This window comes from Nitrospiraceae bacterium, assembly GCA_019637075.1.
Taxonomy (GTDB): Bacteria; Nitrospirota; Nitrospiria; order Nitrospirales; family Nitrospiraceae; genus JAHBWI01.
The window spans coordinates 319,215-340,860 of the sequence record JAHBWI010000001.1; the positions used below are offsets into that span (position 1 = coordinate 319,215).

Annotated in this window: 22 protein-coding genes and 1 tRNA gene; 3 read left to right on the plus strand and 20 right to left on the minus strand. The window is 59.9% G+C overall.

Annotated features, from left to right (window positions below; all coding sequences use genetic code 11):
* Window positions 1-156: 156 nt before the first annotated feature.
* The 3 genes from KF814_01460 to KF814_01470 all read right to left on the minus strand — a co-directional run bounded on the left by KF814_01460 (window position 157) and on the right by KF814_01470 (window position 1,638).
* Window positions 157-231, minus strand: a tRNA-Gly gene (locus KF814_01460).
* 29 nt (window positions 232-260) lie between these two features.
* The gene (locus tag KF814_01465; GenBank protein MBX3234794.1) at window positions 261-1,403 is read right to left on the minus strand and encodes a site-specific integrase; all 1,143 of its coding nucleotides are present in this window, start codon (window positions 1,401-1,403) and stop codon (window positions 261-263) included.
* Between the two features lie 22 nt (window positions 1,404-1,425).
* A complete protein-coding gene (locus KF814_01470; GenBank protein MBX3234795.1) occupies window positions 1,426-1,638 on the minus strand; it encodes a helix-turn-helix domain-containing protein in 213 nt (70 codons plus the stop codon).
* 273 nt (window positions 1,639-1,911) lie between these two features.
* Here KF814_01470 and KF814_01475 point away from each other — a divergent pair, with 273 nt between their 5' ends.
* Window positions 1,912-2,415, plus strand: a complete 504-nt coding sequence (locus KF814_01475) for a JAB domain-containing protein (protein MBX3234796.1) — start codon at window positions 1,912-1,914, stop codon at window positions 2,413-2,415.
* Window positions 2,416-2,597: 182 nt separating this feature from the next.
* Here KF814_01475 and KF814_01480 read toward each other — a convergent pair whose 3' ends face one another.
* The 14 genes from KF814_01480 to KF814_01545 form a co-directional block, all read right to left on the minus strand.
* Window positions 2,598-2,804, minus strand: a complete 207-nt coding sequence (locus KF814_01480) for a hypothetical protein (GenBank protein MBX3234797.1) — start codon at window positions 2,802-2,804, stop codon at window positions 2,598-2,600.
* A 69-nt stretch (window positions 2,805-2,873) separates the two neighbouring features.
* The gene (locus KF814_01485) at window positions 2,874-3,017 is read right to left on the minus strand and encodes a hypothetical protein (GenBank protein ID MBX3234798.1); all 144 of its coding nucleotides are present in this window, start codon (window positions 3,015-3,017) and stop codon (window positions 2,874-2,876) included.
* Between the two features lie 54 nt (window positions 3,018-3,071).
* The gene (locus KF814_01490; GenBank protein ID MBX3234799.1) at window positions 3,072-3,983 is read right to left on the minus strand and encodes a hypothetical protein; all 912 of its coding nucleotides are present in this window, start codon (window positions 3,981-3,983) and stop codon (window positions 3,072-3,074) included.
* Between the two features lie 79 nt (window positions 3,984-4,062).
* Window positions 4,063-4,338 (minus strand): hypothetical protein, encoded by a 276-nt coding sequence (locus KF814_01495; GenBank protein ID MBX3234800.1) that lies wholly within the window; start codon window positions 4,336-4,338, stop codon window positions 4,063-4,065.
* On the minus strand, window positions 4,335-5,528 hold the full coding sequence (locus tag KF814_01500; GenBank protein ID MBX3234801.1) for a hypothetical protein: 1,194 nt from the start codon (window positions 5,526-5,528) through the stop codon (window positions 4,335-4,337). The genes KF814_01495 and KF814_01500 overlap by 4 nt, the downstream gene beginning before the upstream one ends.
* A gap of 94 nt (window positions 5,529-5,622) precedes the next feature.
* The gene (locus KF814_01505) at window positions 5,623-5,886 is read right to left on the minus strand and encodes a hypothetical protein (protein ID MBX3234802.1); all 264 of its coding nucleotides are present in this window, start codon (window positions 5,884-5,886) and stop codon (window positions 5,623-5,625) included.
* A 188-nt stretch (window positions 5,887-6,074) separates the two neighbouring features.
* On the minus strand, window positions 6,075-7,073 hold the full coding sequence (locus KF814_01510) for a replication initiation factor domain-containing protein (protein ID MBX3234803.1): 999 nt from the start codon (window positions 7,071-7,073) through the stop codon (window positions 6,075-6,077).
* Between the two features lie 9 nt (window positions 7,074-7,082).
* Complete coding sequence (locus KF814_01515) at window positions 7,083-7,379, minus strand: helix-turn-helix domain-containing protein (GenBank protein ID MBX3234804.1); 297 nt, start codon at window positions 7,377-7,379, stop codon at window positions 7,083-7,085.
* 491 nt (window positions 7,380-7,870) lie between these two features.
* The gene (locus KF814_01520) at window positions 7,871-9,115 is read right to left on the minus strand and encodes a hypothetical protein (GenBank protein MBX3234805.1); all 1,245 of its coding nucleotides are present in this window, start codon (window positions 9,113-9,115) and stop codon (window positions 7,871-7,873) included.
* Window positions 9,116-9,153: 38 nt separating this feature from the next.
* Complete coding sequence (locus KF814_01525; protein ID MBX3234806.1) at window positions 9,154-10,350, minus strand: hypothetical protein; 1,197 nt, start codon at window positions 10,348-10,350, stop codon at window positions 9,154-9,156.
* A 16-nt stretch (window positions 10,351-10,366) separates the two neighbouring features.
* Entirely contained in the window at window positions 10,367-11,347 is a 981-nt protein-coding gene (locus tag KF814_01530) for an IPT/TIG domain-containing protein (protein ID MBX3234807.1), read from the minus strand.
* Between the two features lie 16 nt (window positions 11,348-11,363).
* Entirely contained in the window at window positions 11,364-11,882 is a 519-nt protein-coding gene (locus KF814_01535) for a hypothetical protein (GenBank protein MBX3234808.1), read from the minus strand.
* Complete coding sequence (locus KF814_01540) at window positions 11,842-15,921, minus strand: hypothetical protein (GenBank protein MBX3234809.1); 4,080 nt, start codon at window positions 15,919-15,921, stop codon at window positions 11,842-11,844. The genes KF814_01535 and KF814_01540 overlap by 41 nt, the downstream gene beginning before the upstream one ends.
* Window positions 15,922-16,186: 265 nt before the next feature.
* A complete protein-coding gene (locus KF814_01545) occupies window positions 16,187-17,623 on the minus strand; it encodes a hypothetical protein (GenBank protein ID MBX3234810.1) in 1,437 nt (478 codons plus the stop codon).
* A gap of 260 nt (window positions 17,624-17,883) precedes the next feature.
* Here KF814_01545 and KF814_01550 point away from each other — a divergent pair, with 260 nt between their 5' ends.
* Complete coding sequence (locus KF814_01550; protein MBX3234811.1) at window positions 17,884-18,042, plus strand: hypothetical protein; 159 nt, start codon at window positions 17,884-17,886, stop codon at window positions 18,040-18,042.
* Between the two features lie 83 nt (window positions 18,043-18,125).
* On the opposite strand, the gene KF814_01555 is transcribed toward KF814_01550, so the two are convergent.
* Complete coding sequence (locus KF814_01555; protein MBX3234812.1) at window positions 18,126-18,902, minus strand: class I SAM-dependent methyltransferase; 777 nt, start codon at window positions 18,900-18,902, stop codon at window positions 18,126-18,128.
* A gap of 526 nt (window positions 18,903-19,428) precedes the next feature.
* Between KF814_01555 and KF814_01560 the strand changes: the two genes are divergently transcribed.
* Window positions 19,429-19,755, plus strand: a complete 327-nt coding sequence (locus tag KF814_01560) for a hypothetical protein (protein ID MBX3234813.1) — start codon at window positions 19,429-19,431, stop codon at window positions 19,753-19,755.
* Window positions 19,756-20,118: 363 nt separating this feature from the next.
* On the opposite strand, the gene KF814_01565 is transcribed toward KF814_01560, so the two are convergent.
* Entirely contained in the window at window positions 20,119-20,517 is a 399-nt protein-coding gene (locus tag KF814_01565; GenBank protein MBX3234814.1) for a hypothetical protein, read from the minus strand.
* A 727-nt stretch (window positions 20,518-21,244) separates the two neighbouring features.
* Window positions 21,245-21,640 carry a hypothetical protein gene (locus KF814_01570; GenBank protein MBX3234815.1) on the minus strand — a complete coding sequence of 132 codons (396 nt, stop codon included), beginning with the start codon at window positions 21,638-21,640 and terminating at the stop codon, window positions 21,245-21,247.
* Window positions 21,641-21,646 lie beyond the last annotated feature (6 nt).

Here is a 21,646-nt window from a genome sequence, read left to right on the forward strand (position 1 = left end):
CGGTTCCGGAGACTGGCTATCCGCCGAGGGTAGATATCTGAACGCTTAGGTTGGCGAATCATGCGAAATCAGCATCACCGGCGAATTAATCCACCGGCAACGATCGGGATCACTCGTGCTGATCCGGCGGTCGGGAGTAGGGAGTTTAGAACGGTTTGGAGCGGGCGATGGGATTTGAACCCACGACAACTTGCTTGGGAAGCAAGGACTCTACCACTGAGCTACGCCCGCCCCTCTCGAAGATTCGCCATCTTACATCATCACGCCTCTTGGTGCAACTTGCTCGGTGTCATTACCGTGTCAACGTCAGAGGATTGCTCGGCAGTGGTTGCGTGGTAGGTCACTAGCTTGCCGACGGCGTGGTGAAGGTCAGCAGGAGAAATCTGATTGTACCTCCTGTGCATCTTCTCCGACTTGTGACCAATTATCTTCATCGCGGTCATCGTGTCCACCCCTGCCCTTCTCAAGGTAGTTGCCGCTGAGTGTCGGAAATCGTGAGCGGTAATCCCTCCATTCTTTCTCCCGTACACAACGCCCGCCCTTCGGCACGCTGCCTTGAATGCTGTCGTCAGTCGGCACTCAATGGGACGCCCCTTGTACAGAAATACCCTGGGAGTGTCGAGTCTCCGCTCTTTCCAGCATTCCCGGAATGCCTCGTGAACTTCGGGAGTCATCGGGACGGTTCTCGCCTCTCCGTTTTTGGTTTCTCGAAGAGTGAACTCCTTCCGCTTCATGTCCACATCGGGCCATTCGAGACGCAGAAGTTCTCCACGCCTTGCCCCAAGATCGTAAGCCACAGTAAGGAACCTCTTGAGGTGTGGTGCCGCATGGTCTCGGATTGCTGCCCACTCTTCAGGCGTGACAATGCGGTCTCGCTCGTTTTTAGGATCGGGCTTCGGAACAGCAGCAGAGACGTTGCGAGATACCAAATTGAATTGGTCGGACATCGCTACATTCAACATGCGCGTCAGAGTCATGTGGTCATGATTCACAGTTTGGATTGATACGCCATGTCCTGCCCTCCAGGCTCTGTACCTCCTAACATCCTCACAGGTAATTGCAGTCAATGCTCGATTGCTGAAGAACCTCAGAAGATGACTGACATGAATTGCACGAGTGCTGAAGGAACGGAGGCGCTGTACTTCTTCAAGGCTCAAGTACTCCTTCGCCCACTGTGAGAATAGGACCGGCCTAGCCTCATCCGTCAGCACCTTGCCCTGAAGGAGATTTGTGCGTATCGTCGCTTCCATCTCCTTCGCAATGCCCTTGTTCAGGCATCCCACCTTCCATCGCTTCAACTTCGCACCCGGTACTCCTGGGGCAAGCTTCAGAGTCTTTCCATCATCAGCCACCATGACACTGAATGCGACGTAGTATGAATCCTTGCGCTTCGTCAGTCCCATGTCGTCCCCCGCTTCCCTTCCACTAGTAACTCAGTGAACCGCCCCCGCCACGTTCGGCCTCTCTCGCCTTCACCGTGTGCTGATCGATCCACTGGTCGAGATCTTGCTGTTTGAATTTCACAAGGCGCCCAATTTTCACGAATCGAATCTTTCTCGCTGATACCCATCCATACAAGGTCAGCTTGGAAATGCCCAGATACTTCGCTGCTTCAGCTAATGTCAAAAGTCTACCCATGTTAGCTCCTGCCGGGAATTTGTGAAAGACGTCTATTGGGCCTTTTGCACCTCTATATAGGCCCGAACTAAATTACCGCCGCCGTGGGAAATGCATTGAGCGGGTGCGGGCCGGAGCTGGGGAGCAGGGGGACAGGCCCTCCCGGTCCCCTCCGTGCCGGCCGCCGCCCGTCCAGGCCTGCCCCCTGCGAGAGCCCCGGCTCGCGTCCTCCTTCACGCCCCACCCTCCCTGTTTGTGCAGGGTGGGGCTAAAATATTTTTTTAGGAGGCGGCCATGCCGTTCGATGGTCACAACGAAGTGTTGAACAGTTCACCGCGGTCGAACTCGAGCCGGACGTACGGAATCCCTCGTTACCGCGTGACCCTTGTTCGAGAGGGCCGTGCCCTTCCAGCCTCGGGGACCGTGCAGACGTCCGTGGGAGCCGCGGCCCTCCTCCGGCCCTTGTTCGAGGGCTTGGACCGGGAGCACTTTCTCATCTGTGGCCTGGACGCCAAACACGCCGTCATCGGGATTAACATCGTCTCGATCGGCTCCTTGTCGCTGGCCATTGTCCATCCGCGCGAAGTCTTTAAGCCGGTGATCCTCATGAATGCCGGCGCCTGCCTCTGTGCCCACAACCATCCTTCAGGAGACATCACGCCAAGCCAGGAGGATCTGGTCCTCACGAAGCGCTTGCGCGAGGTCGCCGACCTGCTGGGCATTCCGCTCCTGGACCATCTCATCCTCGGGGACGACCGCTACTATAGCTTTGCGGATCAGGGCTGGCCTGGCAGCTAGCGCAACAGGCGCAGCACCCACGCAGCTCCGGCCGCCACGAGCGCGAGCCCGATCGCCGCCGTCCCCCAGGCGACGAGGTCGGTGGCCAGCGCATTGCCGATCGTCTGAATCTGTGACGCCGTCATGGGTCTCTCTCCTTCGAACAGGGGAGGCAGGCGGCGAGCGCCTGCCTCCGATCGCGCTTAGCCGCTGACCAAGCCGCGCACCCGCTTAAAGGCGTAGATCGCCAGGGCCACGCCAATCAAGGCTGTGGCCCACAACAGCAGATCCCCCCGCACCGTGGAGACATCTGCCGACACCGGAAACAACTGGGCCGAGGAGACGGCCGGGACCGCCAAGGCGACCAGGATCGCCATGAGCAGTCCCTTGAGCCATTCCAAACCGCACATACCCCACCTCCCTGTGTGGTGGACCCGTCCACCGAACGCCGCCGGATTCCTCTCCGGCGGAAGAGCGCCTCAGTGTCCCTGAGGCAAGAGCAGCTTGATGATCAGGCCCACGGCAAAGCCGCCGAGCCAGAAGATCGCGGTCAAGAAGGTCATCGCCTCAATCGCCGGCAGGTCCATAGAGAATCCCTTCTCCCACCAGACGCATCGTCCCATCTTCGAAGACTTCGGAGACCGTGAGGCCATAGCGGCCGGCAATCTGGGCCGCGGTCAAAATCTCACCACTGTCGAGCAGATACCGCCAGCTGCCTCGCTTCGCCGAGAGCCCCACCCCACCCAGCACGCGTATAAACGCCGGCGCCGCTCAGTGACGGCCGCCGGTGGTGTGGTCGCCCCGAAGGGGCCGAGCAGACTGCCTGGGCCTCCAGATACCATGGAGGGCCCGCCATTCGTTGCGGTGGAGGCACTGGCCGACGTGCTGGCTGCCCCAGGCGTGCCTTTCTGCGCCGTCAAGGAGGACCAGGGCCGCCACAGCATCAGCGCGAGGGCGAACAGCCCTGCGGCGATGCCGATCGCCACGCGTGCCGACTTGAAAATCGTGTGGCTGCGCTTTTCTTCCCGAATCGCCGCCGCCGCATAGCTCGAGTAATAGGCATAGACCGACGGGGCATAGGTCCCGACGAACGCCCGAATCGTCTCGTTATCTTCAGGATTCCCGCGCACCTTGCCCTGATACCGGTTCGACATCCCGACAAAGGCCAGCTTGCGGAACTTCACGGTCGCTTCGATCAGCCGTGTCACCCCTTGCGACATCTGCCGGAAGTCCTGACTCATGAGCAGGATGTCCACCCCATAATGCCGATGCGTTTCGAGCCAGCGCAGCAAGCCGGCCTCGACCTTCTGCATGGACCGGAAGACCGTCTGGGCCTCATCGATGATCACGGCCGAGCCGGGCTGGACATGCTGGAAGGCCTGCAACACTTCAGTAGAGTCTCGCCATACGGTGATTTGCTGTTCCAGGGTCTCCCGCTCGATGCCGGTAAACAGCGCCAGCCGGTCGAGATAGATCCCATCGACATAGATGTAGAGGCGGCGGCCGTGACGGACCCAGGGCAAGAATTTCTCGCAGACCGCGTGATAGGACTTCCCCGAGCCCGGCACGCCTTCGTAGAGTTCGATCATCGAGGCCTCTGCAACTTGACCCAGATGGTCCAGGCCAAGACCGCCGTCCACCAGTAGGCCCAGAGCATGACCAAGGTCTTCATGAACCCCACCGGACGAATGGAATGGTTTGCAGGATGAACCGAGTCCCCATCGCGCCCGCGACAATGGCCAGTGCTTGGCTCATGCCCGTGGCCCCCAGGACCCAGGCGTATTGATCAGGAATCACCGGCAGCGTCAGCCCTGCCGTCCCGATCGTGCTCAGGGAGCTATCCGCCACAGAGAGCAGTGAGTCCCAGAGATCCAGGCCCCAATCCGTCAGCGAGAAGAAGAACTCTTGAAGCCAGCAATAGATCAGCGTGAGGATCGCGGTCATGTGCGCCCTCCGACAAAGATGATGCGATAAGCGCCGAGCGAGGCCATCGCAATCACGAGCGTACGCAGCACAACGAAGAACCAAGCCCATTGATTGAAATCGACCTGCTGATTCCCGAAGTAGGCCGAGGGCAATGCCACCACCGGCAAGGTCGAGGGCCAGGCGAGCGACTTAAGCAGGTTCAACGTCCCGAGCAGCCCGCTATTGCTCCAGGCCGTCTGATGCTGCTGCAACACACTCCCAAACGTCCGGTTCTCATGCGTGCCGGCGGCACAGGAGGTCGTGGCCTGCGTCTCTTCCTGTTGCGTCGTCGAGCCGTCCGGATTCTGGGTCGTGGTGGTGGTCGTCGTGGTTTGCTGTGACGACGTCGTTTGTTGGCTGCTGCCCGAGGGCGGCGGCACGTTATCCACCACGACGGCATCGCCCGCCGGGACTGGTTTCGGCTTCACTTGGGTCGGCAGCTCTTGTGGGGAGACTGCCTGGCTGTCGATCGCATCCGCCGGACGCGGCGCTTGCCCGTCACCCACCGGGCCACTGTGCGATTCGATGGACTTGGGATGGGAGGCCGGCAGGGCCACGAGATAGTCGTGGACCTGTTGCTGGGTCGGGGTCTGAGGCGTGGAGCTCAGAGTGGTCCCGCCCATGACGATCATGTCCGAGCCATCGCCACACGTCTCCCAGCCCCCGAAGGCCCAGCCCGCCGGGACTGGCCAGACTTGATACGCACTGAGATCACAGTAGCCGTTGGTATGGATACGTGCCCATTGGCCGGTGCAGCCCCCAACCGGCGAGGGACAATTCCCGCCGGCCGTCACGGGGAATTGTGCGTAACCGGGGATCGAGTAGCCGGTGCCGGGGGATGCGGCCTGTTTTACGCCTTGTAGATCCGTGCTGCTGTAATACAGGTCAGCGATGATGAAGCCAGCGGCCACCCCTAAGGCCGCCCAGCCTACCGGCCCCGCGACCAATCGCAACGCCATCGAGACCGGAGTCGGCGCGACGGCAGCCGCGGCGACCTTCGCCGCAATCGAGGACCGTTGCGCGGCCAGGTAGGCGATCCGTTCGGCCTGCGCGACCACGCGGGCATATTGCGTAGTCTGAAGCGCCAACGATTCCACTGGCGCCAGACAGAAGGACGCGAAGAGCAGATAGATGAGGACGCTATAGCTGGTGAGTGACAGTTCCTTCATAACCGTCCCGATAGAAGACCGGTGAGGAAGGCCAGTAAAAGGACCGCGATCAGGATAATGGTGAGGTCCACTGGCCTTCCTCCGTCCGGAATCCTTACTTCATGCCTTCCAAGGCGGTGAGATCGAAGAAGACCTTGCCGGTCTGTTCGAACTTCCGCACCTCGATCGAGGCCCGCGCCGGTTTGCCTTCCAACTGCTTGACCACGTCAATGAGCGGGAACGCGTCCTCCGGAATGTTCACCCGCAAGTTCCCCGGATCTTTGCCCTTGAGATACAGATCCACCGACCGGAACACTTTCCCGTCCTTGCTCTTCCGTTCCACATACCCCTGCACCTGTCCGTCCGCTTTGAGTTGCATCGATCGTCCCTCCTTGGAGAATCGGATCAGCGAGGCGCCTGATCCACACGCCTTGGCCTTTCGGCCGAGCTTTGGGTTTGAACCAAAATTCCGAATCACAGTCCGTGCAGACGAGGCAGAGCACCCCGTCTTTCCAATGACAGGGCCTGCCGCGCACGCCACAGCCGGGACAGCCGCGGGAGTAGCCGTTAGGTCGCCTTGAGGACATAGGGGGTGCCTCCTCCGCCAGGTCGTTCATGCAGCAGCGCATAGTGCTTGGACTTCCACTTGGTCGTGCCGGTGTAGATCAGGTCATGGAGAAACCGATCGCCCATCCGGGCGACGACGACCGCGAGCATGGGGCTGACCGCCTTGACGAGCCACAGGGCGACCTCTTCGAGCCGTTGCTGGACCTGCTGGATCACGAGCCGGCAGCGCCGGAAGCCTTCGGTGAGCCCGTGCCACCAGGGCAGCAGCGGGGCCCGATACTTTTCATAGGGCGCCGCCTCCCGCGTGATCTCCCGAAAATCGATATAGGACCGCAAGACGCCGACGATGAACGATCGCCAGTCTTCGTGATCGAGGTACAAGAAGGCTTTGGCGCAGGCTTGTGCCCGTTCGGCTTTAAATTCCAGTTCCCAGCGGACCCCGTAGGACGCGGCATCTTCTGCTCCATGGGTTGCCATCTCGAGCCGCTTGTCATACACGCGCAGCATCGTCTGACTCTCACGGCTGCCGAAGTACAGCGTCTCGCCCGTCCGGACGCCCGTGCGATGATTCGAGGCCTCCAGGGCTTTGAATTTCGTGGAACGGGTCACGGCTTTGCCCTCATCGACGGCCGCTTTCACCGTTGCGACCGAGACCGTGGCCTCCCGGTCATCCAAGGCCACATCGATCCGGGTGACGTGCCCCCGATGGGTGTGAATCCAGGTCAAGAGGTCCTTGAGCCGCGTCTCCTCCCACTGGGAGACGATGCCGCCGGAGAGGTCGACGTGGACTTCACACACATTGCGATGAGCACCCGTCCCGAGTTTGCCGACGCCCCCCTTGCCTTGGGTCATGAGTTTCGCCACGGGGTAGCCTCGGAAGCCCTTCTCACTGTCGATCCAGTCGCCACCCAGCTTGATCAGCACCTCGTCGAGCGCCATATCGGGCACGGTGAAGGACAACCAATCGATCGACTGTGTGAACCCCTGAGACTCAGACATCCGCAGCTCCTACCCTTTCCGTGCGATGGACGCCCCCGTCTTACCGAGTCGGGGGCGAGTCCGCTGCGCGCGCCGCCGGCTGTCGCCGCCGGTCGCGCTGCGCTGCGTACGCTCCGAGAGGCATCGTTGAAGCGACACGTGGCCCTTCTCTCGAAGAGCCGCCTTGACAGCGTCGAGATCAAACCGAACAAACCGACACACACGCTCCACAGGGATGTCGCCTTTCCAATAGGCTCGCCGAACAGACTTCACACTGATCTGCAGAGCAGCCGCGAGTTCCTCAACCGTTAACAACACCTTCTTCATACCTCTCCTTTCACAAGTGTGCCGTGCAGCACGGGCGGACAGTACCCGTCTGCGCGCGGTGATGAAATATCCCTGTAGGGGACAGTAAGGGACAGGAGTGGCCAGCAGGGGACAAATGACACTCAGCGTTCGGGAGGAACCCTGAATGTTACCCAGGACGATAGAGATGCCAGAACGACACGCCGTTACGGATATGTCTTGCGCTGAAACTCCGCTCCAGGAGCGACTATAGAGGATCTCGTAGGAGACTTACCTTAGACCACACGGTGGGATCGGTACTGCCAAAGTGGAAGGCATGGGCTGGGCCTCGAGAGGATGACACTGCTGCGTTTGAAGAAAACACAGCGGCCAGGGCCGAAATACTTGGGACAGAGCTATCCAGCCCTAGAGAAGCAGAGGCTGCGCCGGTACCTGCCAAAATGCCGAAGAGGCGTAGCGTCACCCGGGTGAGAGTAGACCCACCTGTGGGACGGTTTCTCCCAGCAGGTGGATCATGGCAAAAACATCGCGCTGTAGCCCTGCAAGACGCTGATGGCGCCGTTAGGTAGGGTGACAGAGTTCGTCGCGGTCGAGTTCGCGAACGTGCCCGTGAGCGTGGTCGTGCTCGTCGTCGTCGGGGCCGCAAACTGGGGCAGCACTTTCATCCACACCGTGGTCGCAGGACTGCCGGGAACCGGCGTATTGGTTTCGGCTGTGACGACGCTGACCGGGTTGGTCGTCCCGCCAGGCAAGGTGACATCAGCCGTGGTGTAGGAGCCGCCGGGATTGGCCGGGACACTGGCGCCCGCGACGGTACTGATCGCCAGCGTTGGCAAATTGATCAGGGCTGGACGACTCGCCGCCGTGATCGGCCCGGGTGACGTCACAATGGAGGCCGTCGGATTCGTGTTGAGGATGGTGCCGGTCACATGGGATTCGATGCGGATGCGCCCCGCCGCATTGACCGTGGCCGGATTGCAAGCCGTGCTGCCGCCGGTCGCTTGCAGATTCCCGAGATTGGTAATCTTGGGCGCGACCAAGCGAATGCCGCCGCCGCTCCCACCCCCGCCGTAGCTCGTCCCACAGCCCTGCTGTCCCACGCCGCCGTCGCCACCTAACGCGGTAATCGCCCCGGTCGAATTGATCGTAATCTGGGTGGTCGAGCCGATCACGATCGCGCCTCCACCGCCCCCTCCGGAGCTTCCCGAATATGTCCCATTCCCGACCGCACCCCCACCACCGGACCCGCCGAAGAGGGGCAAGAGATTGACAACAGCAGAATAGCCCGGCACGCCCCAGACCTCAAAGGCCGTGACGGCGACATTACCGCCGCCCGGGCCTTGGCCGGCCGCGCCGGTATTGTTCGTCGCCCCACGGGAGCCGCCATTACCACCGCGATAGCCACCCGGTCCACCGGTTCCGCCCGCTAAGACCACGGCTCCGCTGCTCGAGCCTCCCGCGCCCGCCTGGCCATTTACGGCAATCGTGCCGTTGATCGTCACATCGCCGGTTGCGAGCATCGTCACGGGGGTATTTAGCGTATTCGCCGTGAACTGCACCGTGACGCCTGCGGCGACAGTGATGGTCGTATAGTTCAGGACTCCATCAGCTGGTAACGTGATCGTCTGATTCGTCGTGGCGTTCAGCGCCCCCAACGCCCCGGTGCTGCCACTGCTGAACGCCTGGGCAAAGACCAGGTGCTGAGTGAGCAGGACTGTTTCCACGAGCATCACGAGCGCCCCTATGGTTCTCATCATGTCGATCCCTCTTCTCTTGCGATCCGGACTCTGGAGAGTCACGGGCCGACCAGGAGATAACTCCCGTAGACATCAAGCAGGCTGGTCACGCCAACTGGCAACATGACGTTGGCGGTCGCCGTGGAACTGGCAAAGGTCCCGGTGGACATGGTCGTGTAGACCGTGAGGAGTGGCCCGAATTGGGGGATCACGCGGATCTGGAACACGCTGCCGACCGGCGTGTTGGTCGCGGTCACCGTGACCGGCACTGGGTTCGTGGTTGGGGCAGGGAGTGACACATCCGGCGTGCTAAACGAGCCGCCTGGCGTGCCGGGTGCACTGGTGCCACCCACGGCTGTAATCGAGACCGTGGGCACATTCGTCAGTGCAGGCGTACTTGTTGCGGTCAGCGGCCCAAGAGTATTGGAAGTGTACGGTGAGGGATACGGCGTGCCGATCCCACTGGGGGATGTTTGGTATTCGAGTCGCACCCGTCCGAAGCCCTGACTCGCACAGCCGCCACGCGACTCGATGGTGCCCGTGTTGTTGAACTCCGGTGCCACGAACCGCAGGGCCCCGCCGCTCCCCGCCCCTGCCGCGGAGCAATCGCCGGAATCACCGCCGTTCGCCTTTACGATCCCGCCCACGGTAATCTTGGTGTTGGAGGCGATGACGAGGGCGCCTGCCCCACCACCGCCTGACGGTCCGAAATTGGTCGTCGTGCCGGTTCCGCCGTTCCCGCCGGAGCCGCCGAAGAGAGGAATCAGCGTGCGAAAGTCATTGAGCCCACCATAGAGCGTGCCGTAGGTCCCATGCGGCGTGGCATTCCCACCGCCCGGGCCCTGGCCCGGTGATCCAACGGTATTGCCGAGGCCCTTCATCCCGCCGTTGCCGCCTTGGTAGCCGCCCGGGCCACCCAAGCCGCCGGCGGTCAAGGCGGAGGAGTTGGCGGCTGCTCCCACACTGCCGTTCACATGCACCGTGCCGTTGATCACGACATCGCCCTGGGCCAGCAGGATGACCGGCGTATTGAGCGCGTTCCGCGTGAAGCTCACAGTGACGCCGCCGGGAATGTTCACGGTCGTGTAGTTCAGAATGCCGTCAGCCGGCAAGGTGATCACCGTGTTCGAGACCGGCGCGAGCGCACCGAGTGATCCCGTGCTGCCGGTGTCGAAGGCATGGGCCGTCAGGTGAGATGCCAGAAAGGTGGTGATGAGGAGAGCAACATGGGTCCGGCGCATGGGCATACCCTTCATCGTTGAGGCCTCTTCCTCATGGCATCGAGACGCTGGTCGGCGGAGCCACTGTGATGCTCCACCCCGACGGCGCTTTGGTCGCCGGCACATTGGGATACGGCGATTGGGCGCTCGTCGGCGGGGCCACGGTCACACTCCAGCCAGAGGGCGAGAGGAACGGCAGCACGGTAGCATTGAGCGGCATCGCCACGCTCACCAACGGGCCGGTACTGTAGACCAGTTTGTTCGCACTGCTCACGCCGATCGTGACCGAGCCGCTGGACACAGACCCGGCCGGACTCGCGACGCTGAACGCATAGGTGCCAGACGGAACAGTCGAGCCCACAGTGAGACTGATCGGCAGCGTTGTCGCGGTGCCGCCATCACGAATGGAGACACTGAGTCCGGCCTGCGCAAACGTCACCCCGGTCGCATTCAAGAGATTAGTCCCGGTAATCTGCACGCCGCTGGTGGCGCCTGGGGGAACCGTGACCGGGTCGACGCTCGCCACGGTCGGCAAGGCGGGCACCGTAAACGATTGGGGACTGGTCGCGGTACCATTCGTATTGGTGACTGTGATGGACCCGGTCGTGGCCATGCTGGGCACGGTGACCACCAGTGTGTTGGCTGAGGCAGAAGTCACGGTCGCGGCTGTCCCGTTGAATTGCACGGTGTTGTTGGCCGGGATCGGATCGAAGCCGTAGCCCTGGATCGTCACTTGCGTCGTGGCGGGTCCACTGCTTGGGGCCGCGAGATACAGGCCGATGCCGCTGCCCGGCGGCGTGAAGCGGTCGATGCTCGTGAGATTGCCGACGGCGTCGTAGTTGTAGACCGCCGTGACACCGGTGCTGTCGGAAACACCCACCAAGCGGCCGAGTTCGTCGTACAGAAATCCCGCGCCGTCGGCAATGCTCTTTGAATACAGAATGATTGCGAGTGTTGCTACTGCTAGACCAAGCAATACCGCTCTGTTGCAGGTTCCAAAGACATGCCAAACCGCTTTTGGTTCAATCTTCAAGTTATTTCCTTGCTGTCTAATGAACAAAGACGTACCAGTGAACATCAGAGGGTATGGGAAAATATTTCGTCTTGCCAGCAATGGGCGTGAGAGGAGGGGAGGTAAGGTATGCATAACCTATGTCAGCACCCAGTACCCCTCCACCACGCATGACGATCGTCAGATCACTCTGATCTGAAACATGGGCATTATCAGCTGTCAGTTTGCGGAGCGTTTCTTTCAGTCGTAGTACATCTGAGAAGGCTGGTCCTGTCTTGATGGTGTAAGCCTGTTCCAATTCCACAACATCATGTTTGTTGAGGACAATGGAGTCATGACCATTCTCCTCGACAATATACCCAGTGAGCTGCACAGAGGCATGCAAAGCCAATATCAGCTCCCTAGCCTTGTTTAATGATGTCTCGTATTTTGGAAAGTCTTCCACAAGCTTACGGTGGTCGCTTGATTCACAACCGACTATCGTAAAAGCCAGACTGAGAACTACTGTGAGCAGTTTAGCGATTCCGACATCCGCAAAGCATTTTCCAGTACCCACTGTCATAGTCCTTTATCGCCTCATTGATCCATGCCTGGTCAAAGGGATCATCGCCATATGGTGCGAATAAGTAAGGCCGACCGTCCCTCACATCGTTAGTTCCTTGTAAGACTTGCACCAAGCCAGCGGCTCGCCTAATAGCATCTGGCGAAAAACCTTGTGCACGTGCGGTTATTGCATAGTTATAATTTCCGAAATCTTCATATATGCGCCCTTGGCGTTTGTAATCCCATGGCCCACGTTGTTTAACCAACTTTATCCATTCCGATGTAGACATTCTTTCCGAATCTCTTAGATTCTTACAAATATCCACTGTAGGAGGTATGTTCCGGGGCGGCTTGAGACCAAGTGGGTCGGATAGGTTTACTGGATCATTGAGAGCGTATACGAATAAATTGTTAGCTTCCGAATCTGGCCTCAAGATATCTTCCGAAGCGAACCTCCGAACAGTTGGCATGTAGTACCTAGCCCGATAATAATATGTACTACTTAAATCCCGTTCGCGCCCGGTATACTGAAAACTATTACTGCTAGAAGCGCCACCCTGCGTCGTTAGCCCGAACGGATCGTAAGTGTAAGTCGTTTGAAGTGTTCCTGAACCATTTGTGAGGGCTACGGTACTACCTAAGGCGTCAGTTTCGTAGAATTCATCCGCGCCGCCTTTTCTGATGTAAGGTTCATCCAAGCTCAAACCCCGAATGTAGGTAGTTGAAGGTGTAGTACCACTGAGCTCAGCCAAGACATCATTGCCGTCGGACCAAAATCCTGTCGCTACTCCTCCGATTGTCTTGATCTTCCGCCGATTCAGCCCATCATATCCGAAGCTCGCGCTAACTCCACCACTGATTGATGTCAAGCGGTTCCTGGCGTCCCAAGCATAGGTATTCGTTCCATCGTTCGTCAGGTTGCCGTTACTATCGAACGTCTGCGTGATGCCATTGAACTGTGTCTGTTGATTTGCCGCGTCGTAGCTGTTGGAAGAGACGGCCGTTGGAATCAGCGAAGCGGCGGCGTTGGCCCGGTTCAGGGACACACGGTTGCTGGCAGTGTCATACTGGTACGTGAGAGCTTCAATGGTCGTTGGCGTCTTGATGTGATTGATCGTCAATAGGCGGTTGGCGTTGTCATATCCGTAGCTGGTCACAACCCCATTCGGATAGGTAAGCGACGTGCGGCGCCCCGCATCGTCATACGCTAGGGTAACGGTCTGGCTGCCCTGTGTGACACCGGTCAGGCGGGAATTGTTGTCATAACTATATGTCGTATCCGTCAGACCGCTCGCCGACAGTTTGAACCGGCGTCCGATTTCATCGTATTCGACGGTCACCGTGCCGGGGCTGGTTGTCTCCAACACGCGCGAATGGTGCCCGCCGCTCACCGTGTCGTAGGTCCAGGTAATCGCGCCCCCGACTGAATCACTCACGCTGGTCAATCGATTGATGGCGTCGTAACCGAAAGTCACGGTGGCATCGGAATAGGTCGCCCCAGTTCTTCGGTTCAAGGCGTCGTATGTAAATGTGGCCGTTTGATTCTTGCGGTCCATGAACTGGGTGAGATTGCCGGCGAGATCGTACTGATAGGTCTCAGTCCGATTCAGCGCATCTTTCCGGGTGGCCAGCCGATCCATGGTGTCGTAGGTATAGGTCGTCGTCTGGCTCTTGGCATCGGTGACGGTGAGGAGATTGCCGTTCAGGTCATACGCAAACTGCGTCGTCCCATTCTTGGCATCTGTGATCAAGCGAACCCGGTTGGCATTGTCATAGCGAAAGGCCATGACGAACCCGCGCGGGTCTTTGATCCCGACCAGCCGGGAAATCGCATCGTAGGTCCGTTCCGTACGGTTGTTCAGCGCATCGACCATCGCCTTGAGGTTGCCGAAGCTGTCGTACTCGAAGGTCGTCGCATGGGACAGCGGATCGGTGATGCTGGTCGGCTGCCCTTGGCTGTTGTAGGCAATGGTCGTGACCTTACCGAGCGGGTCGGTAATCGTCGTTTGAGCCAGAGAGGGATAGCTGAATGTGGTGATATTGGCCGGAGTCATCGCATCGGTAATCTTCGTGAGCCGGCTGTAGGTCGCATCATACTCAAACGCCGTCGTATTGTTTTCCGGATCGGTGATCGAGGCCACATTCCCGTTGCTGTCGTAGGTATAGGCGGTGGTCCGGCCTAACGCATCGGTGACCTGCGTGAGGTAGTTCGTGCTTGACTGCAACTGGAATTGCGTCGTTTGCCCCGGGGCATCGATCTGGCTCACGAACTGATAGTTGTTGAAGGTATAGGTGGTCGGATTCCCCCGCGGGTCGGTCACTTTGGCTTGGGTAATGGTCGATCCCGCCAGCGTGTATTCGAATCGATAGGTCCCGCCGTCGGCGAGGATCTGCTTGGCGACCAGGCCACTGGGATAATAGAGCGTGGTCAGATAGGTGATGCCTCGGGGGTCCGTAATCGTGGTCAGGCGGTTGTTCACGTCGTAGGTGTAGATGGTGACGCCGCCGTCGGGGGCAGTGATCGTGCTCAAGCGGTGGAGGGCATCATACTGGTAGCCGACCGTCCGTCCCATTGGGTCGGTGATGGACGTGATGAGCGCCGACCCAGCCTGGTTCGCGGTCGTGGTGTAGCCGAACTTGAGGGTCCGGCCATACTGATCGGCAATGCTGTCGACTCGTTGATTCAATGAGCTCCGAGTGATGGTGAGCGTGTTGTTGTACCGATCCTTCTGCTGCATGAGCCAGGCGGCGCCGCCGGTCGGCTGGCCGAACACGTAGGTCATCCCGTCCTTCCATCTGATTTCGACATGACTGTCGGGGAAAACCTGAGCGCGGGCGCCTTTCAGGAAGGGATAGTTCTGGTTGCGGAAATAGCCATCCACTTCTTGTGAGAAGGTATAGCGGTTGCCGTTGGGCATCAGGAGGGAAAGCGCGGCTGTCCCGATGCCTGAGATGTAGAGATTGTAGGTAAACTCGCCTCCCATCCCGAACGAGCCGACGCCTTGCGCTTGTGTGCGGTAGGACCGCACGATGGCAATAGGAAGCACCCCGGGCAACACGAGATCGGTCTTCTCGATGGTCAGGGCCCCTGACGACGGATCAACAGGATCGCCAGCAGTCATGAATCCCAGGTTCGGGTAGGTGAAATTGGGCCAGGTGGGATAACTCACACAAAACTTCGGTTGCCCCACACCGGGGTCCGGCACGATCGTCTTGCCATCGGAGCTCACTGTCCCCTGCCCATACTTCTTCCACTGATGGGAATGGCTATCCGGCCTGTCGGTCTTGTCGTAGTACCAGAGGTCGATCCGTTCGCCCGGCGGGGCCCCGAGATCGTTGGGATAGATCACCGGTACTGGCTTCGACGGGGTCCCACCACCGGGCTTGTCGAAACTGAACAGGTAGACCGTGCGCGGCGCGGCATCAGGCGGCAGCGGCGGCACACGATCCGGGGACAATGGCGTGACGGTCATTTCGGTGTGCGGGGTCCCATCGGAGGCCAGAATCGTCGTGCCATCGGGAATCGTCACGATGAGATCCGGGATGTGCGCCGGCTGAATGGTGACGGCTTTGCCCGGGGTCAACCGATGACTCTTCTTCGCCGGCTCGATCACGAAGATCGGCGCCTTGGCCTGCGTGACGCCTCCGGCGGCGACGTCCACCATGACCGGATCGGCATGAAAGGCGCCGGTGAGCGTGCCGTCAGAGAGCTTCTGTCTTTTGCCTGCAAGCCAGGCCGGATCGACCGTCACCAACTGATCGCCTGCCGCCGGATTCACGAATCGATAGAGCCCGCGGTCGTCGGTCTTCGCCGTCTGGCTGCCTAAGCGAACCGGTACATCGCGCACCGGTTTCTTGTCGCGCGCGGACAGGACCTGGCCGGTCACAATTCGAACGGCATCCGATGCAGACAGTTGCTGCGCGTACAGCCAATGGACGCTAGTCTGAAAGGGATCGAGAAAAGAAAGTGTGAGACTGAGGATAAGACTCGTGACGAATGACAGGCGATGGAGTACCGATGCGGGGAGTCGCCGTCCATGCGCTGCTCGCAATCAACACCTCCGTTCGGGGTGTACCCGCGGAGGCTTCTACACGTTGCGCAACGAAACCACAAGATGAATTATGGCCCTATTGATCGTACGGCATAGACACGAGACAAACGGGAAGGCCGGGCGAACTCCCACGTATGGATTGCATTGGCAACAACGAGATCGCAAGGCGATTGCCGGATTACCTCACCTTCGTCCCCTGGAATCCAACAGGGTGAGCCGTCGCCTTGATCGTTCGATCCCCTGAGGTGGACATGCCGTCAGCGAATCACCGAGACAGGAGCAGCAATACCGCCTCCCCCGCGAACGGCGCCGTGAAGGTGACAGTGCCTCCGGGCAATCGACGGGTCTCGCTGATCCATTCATCGGCATCGAGATTGAGCCAGCGAACATCGAACATCCCTGCCGCCTGCGCAAGCTCGACGGTCACGGAAGATCGATCCCCGCCCGTGGGAGCAGGCACGAACAGCGCGTAACTCCGTCCCGGATCTACCAAGCAATAGCGGCTGGAACAGAGATCCTCACGCGGCGCCATGCGTGCCAAGGGTATGAGCCCGGAGACCATCCGCGTCTGCCCCATCGCCTGCACGACCTGATCGCGTGTCTCGCGCACGGACTCGTAGAGAGTCGGCCAGACCTCGGAGCTGTAAGGATCCATGTAAATGGGATTCAGGCCGCGCATGAAACTCTGCCAGACCCAGGCTCTGGTGCCGCCGACTCCCCACAGATGATCGGTATCGTTGATGATGACCTTGCGCCCGTCGTTCGCGGGCGGATCCTCTCGGTAGGGGTACTCGTCCATGCCGGGAATGGGCAGCCCAGGCGACACCGCCTCGGCCTTGCTGGCCCATAGGTCTTCGATGCGATTGCCCCATGGGGCCGTCACGATCACCGGATGTCGCTTCGGCTTCGTGGCTTCATACTCGTGGATCGCGCGGACCAGGGATTCCTGCCATTGCATAGACTCCGCGGTGCTTTCGTTCGCAATCTCATAGAGCACGTTGTCGTATGCATTCACCGCATCGACCACCCGTCGCGCAAATGCGACCTGCCGCGCGAGCAATGCGGGATCTCCGGTCGTGTGCGTCTCCTTGCCTTCTCCGTCCCGGTCACGATCACCATCGACTCCATTCACGTTGTTGGCGCGATGAAATGGATGCATGGCCCAGGGATCGTCATGCCGTTTCGGATCCTTGCGCTCGATGCTCCACCCCTGGAACAACATGACGGCGACGTACAGGCCTCGACGCTCCGCCTCCGCCACACGTCGAGACAGTCGCGTATAAAACGCCGGATTGGGTTGATCCAAGTCGAACCGTAGTTTGCCGTCGAGCGCGAGGCCCGGCCCGGTTCGTTGATACGGCAACGGGTCGGAGAACGCCTCCTCCTGTCGCCACAGCCTGAAGAAATTCAGATGGTGTCCGACAAGAAAATCCAAATAGCCAGGATAGTCAAAAGCGGAAATGCCGCCGGGAACCACGAGGTCCTGCAAATTTCTCCAGGTATGGAATCCGGCCAGATAGACAATGTTGCCGCGATCGTCGGAGAAATATCGCGGGTTCTCGGCACTGACGCGCAGCGGACCCTGGGCTGCTTCCGGACGAAGCGGCGCGGAGGAGCAGGCAGCGAGAAGGCAACAGAGCACCATGCTGCCGAGAATCTGCGTTGCACGGGCCCTTCGCCGGGGATCTCGGATGGAGCCCATCCGCACCTCCTTACTCAGCCATCACGGTCCTCACTCCCCATCGAATGGGGGAGGAACGATCCGGCACCGGATTTCCGAAATTCGGCAGCCGGGGACGGGGTAGAACCACCCGGGAGACCAAAGACTGATCGCTTCCCCGCTCCGGACTCCCAATCTATTGATTCACAGTGCTTTTCATACCCCCTCCATTCTAGGGGGTCCGTCGGCGTTGGCATTGCACTCACCCCGGCCGTTCATCCACTCAACCACGGAGTCGCACGATGTCGCTGATGATTGTGTTCCTCATGATAAGCCTGATCCCGATGATGTGCCTGATGACGCTCGTGGTGGTCGATCGCGCCACTCCGCTTCGACGGCAGCTCGCCACCGTCGTGCTGACGCCTGAGACCTTGCCCCGCACGCGTATCTCTATTGAATGACGTTTCGTCCTACCGCCACATCCCACATCTCCCTCCCGCACACCGCACCGAGCGGCTCCTCCCGACGCTCGGTGCGTGAGAGCTTAGGGCTTCCAGCCTGCCATCACACAACGCTGCGCAACAAGGGGCTCATAGGACGCCGGATCATCCGCCACCGCCGTCATCATCGCTTCCGCTGCGACCTGATCGCCGAAACACTCGTACACGTCATCGAGAAAGCCACCGCGCAACAGCGGATGCTGCAACAGGGCCGGTCCTGGTCCGCTTGTCACCTCGAGCGGCCATTCCTCGACGAGGATGCGCTCGCATCCGAGTCTCTCCAACCACCTCTGTGCGTCCGCGGCTGAAGGCCGTTCGGCCAGATAGACGTGGAATTGCTCCCGCTCCTGCCGATGTCCGCGCTCGACCAGCTCTCGATCGATTCGGTTCCAGAGCGACTCGAACGTGCCCTGGGAAGGAAAGGTGAGGACCACCTGCCCGCCCGGCTTGAGACGGGTCAGCAGATTCCGCAGTGCGGCGAAACGATCAGGCCGAAAAAACATCACGGATAGGTTGCCGGTGATACGATCGAACTGCGGCCATTCCGGCGGCAGCATGCGAAGGTCGGCACATTCGAACTGCAGCCAAGGCATGTCGCGCCCCAGAATCGCCCGTGCGCGAGCGACCTGACCTGCGCTGAGATCGACGCCAAGGACTTGGCCCGTCGGTCCCACCTGCTCCGCAAGATGAAATGCCGGGATACCATGGCCCGACGCCACATCAAGAACGGATAACCCAGGTCGAAGATCGAGATGCTTGAGCAACACCTCGGCAAAGGGAGTCGACCAGTAATCGTGGCGAGGAAGTTTCCAGCGAGGCATCGACGAAGTCGTGTGGTTTGTTCAATGAAGCACGGCCAACTATCCCATCCTGTTTACCACGCTTCGTCGCGAAACGGGGAAGTCGCCGGCGAGACGGGCGCGCGGAGGCGGGAAGGACCGAAGTGTACCGGGGGTCCGTCGAAGAACTGAGCGCCGAGCCCGCCCGCCGTTGGTGATCGTAGCCGCGACTCCGCCGTTGGAGCAGAAGCGCTGGTACACAATGCGGGGCGATTAGGGTGGGAGGAGCACGCACCTAACCGAGGACGATTAGGTACGGCGGAGATCTTGGGAGAACTTTAGGCTTCCCAGTACAAGCTGGGCATGCACACCATCCTCAGCGCTCGACCCCCTGATGAACCATATTCCCTCGGGGCGTTAACTCCTCCCACATCGATATCATGGGCCTCCACCAAGCGGTGAGTCAAGCGGCCCAGCGCACCGACTCCTGTCTCTTGCGCGAGACGCTCGTTCTGCTGTTAAATGCAGTGACCGGTCTTATTGAACCAGCCCCCGCGATGGAGCGTCCATGCCGGCGATCCCCTGGTCTACCGCCCTGTTCATGTTCAAGAAGCTGATGCCGGTCGTCATCGACCAGGCCCCTGAAATACTGAAAAGCTTCGAACGCCGACGGACCGCCCCTCCCCCGCAAACCGCAGGCTCGGACCAGTTGCTCCTGCTTCAGGAGCGACTGGAAACCCAAAGCCGGATCCTAACCACACAGGCCGAGGCCTTGATCCGATTGCAGGGGACATTGGCCACGATCCGCCGCTCGCTTTGGATCGCCTGGGCCGCGATTGGTGTGATGGCTCTGCTCGCGGTCGGGCTGCTGATCACCCTGTTGTTACGAGCCTGATCCGCATCACCCACAATCATCGCTTGCGCCGGGTCTCGTTCTACACCCTCTCCCATTCCATACCGCAGACCGAGGTCACGCTGCGCAATCCCATGCCCCTGCTCCGCCGCTCGCCGGAGCCAGGCAAGCAAGTCGGCCGCCTTGTTGGATGAGGCCAATTGTCCGGCTGGCAGCCATTGCGCATTCGCATCACCCTGTTCGGCTAGCGCACGGAGGGTCGGGTCATCCTGAAAGGCGTGAGCGGATGGTGGTTCGACTGAGAAGATGCGGGCGAGAGAGGCCAGGAAGAGAAACGCAACAAGAAGTCGGGTCGAACGGCGACAGCGGTGGGCCTGAGGCCGGCCTGTCCACTCGCCGCAACCGTTACGTGGACGGTTGCTTGCACGCGATGCTCATTTCCGCGTGCCCTTCGCTGGTGGGAGTGACACGCGACCATTCCCTCGTCCCCTTTCCCGCGAACAACAACCGGCCCTTGGCCATTTGGCCGGCATAATATTTCACGGATAAGGGCCGGCTCCGCTGGTTCTTGCAATCATACTGGCGCTTGGTTTTGACCGATCGATAGTCGCCGGCAGGAATCTGCCGGGTGACCGTGAAATCCTTGAGCGTCCACATCGTCACCAACTGCGCCGTCGGCGCGATCGTACTCATGTCGACATAGCCGTCATACTTATGCGTTCCACCGGTCTTCACCCACTCGGCCGAGGCCGTGCCACCCCAATAAAGGATCAGCCCCAAAACTGCGACCACCAGTCTCGCCATATCCCCCTCCTGTTCCCTCTCACAATCTGCCGCCGACCGGCCAAGCCGCATAGATCGGCCATTTGCCGCCGCGGCCTCGTCTTGGTTCGCATCCCTCGCCCGACAAAGCCGTTTGCACACCCTAGTACAGCACCGGTCCTTCTGCTGAGGCGGAGTTCCGCCTCTGTCGGTGATCGACCTCATCCAGAGTGCCCGGTGCCGATTCCATTCAGCATGGCCGATCTTCCCAAGCCCGATAAATAGGACCTGCGTCATACATTCGGCCGACCAAGCGACCATATCATTGATATTCCAAGCACTTGTTCGATCGCCGTCCCATGCTCCACAACTTCTGTGGATAACGTTGTGAATAGAAACGGTGTGAGTGAAAAAACTGCCCACAAAACGCCCAAAGCCAGCATTTTGCCTAAAAATTAGGCATTGTGGCGCCGGGATCGATTCCCCAATATCTTGTGGCTTGACAGGACAAATCTTTTCTTTACCACAATTCGTGCCCAAACCTACGGATGTTACGTATTTGGCGTTGCGTTCACGGACCGGAAGGGAATGTCAACCCTGAACTGAGGAACAGTTATGCACAGTTTCTTTCTATGTCTGTGGAAAACGGCCCTAGCACATTCCCTAAGGAGAAGCATGTCGGAAAGGAAGTCAGAGGGAGGAATGCCGCGCCGCCGATGGTCCGGCGACGCGGGGTCAGTCTCTAGACCGGACACGACCAAGACGGAAATCAGTACCCCCGCCCGCTCGAGCCGCGTCCCATTCGGTCGAAGGGAAGCGCCTCATACCGTTTCTTGAGATCGGGATGGGCCTCGAGATAGCCCTTCACCCCGGCCTCATCGGCTAGGACTTCTTTGCTGCGTTGCCGGTATTCATCCACCCCCAAATTGTACTTGGACAGTAGTTTGGCCAGCTTCGCGTTGATGTCCTCGCGCATCGCGCGCATCTGATCCGCCGAGGGTGCCTGCCCTTCGCTGTATCCTTGACCACCCTGGAAGTAATTCGTCATCATCTCGCCGATCTCGATACGGGCATTCACGAATTTTTCGATCTCGGCCGGTTCCGAAGCCAAACCGATTCCCGCACACAGGACCAGGCTCGCGACAACTCCCCCCCATACAGACATCGTCTT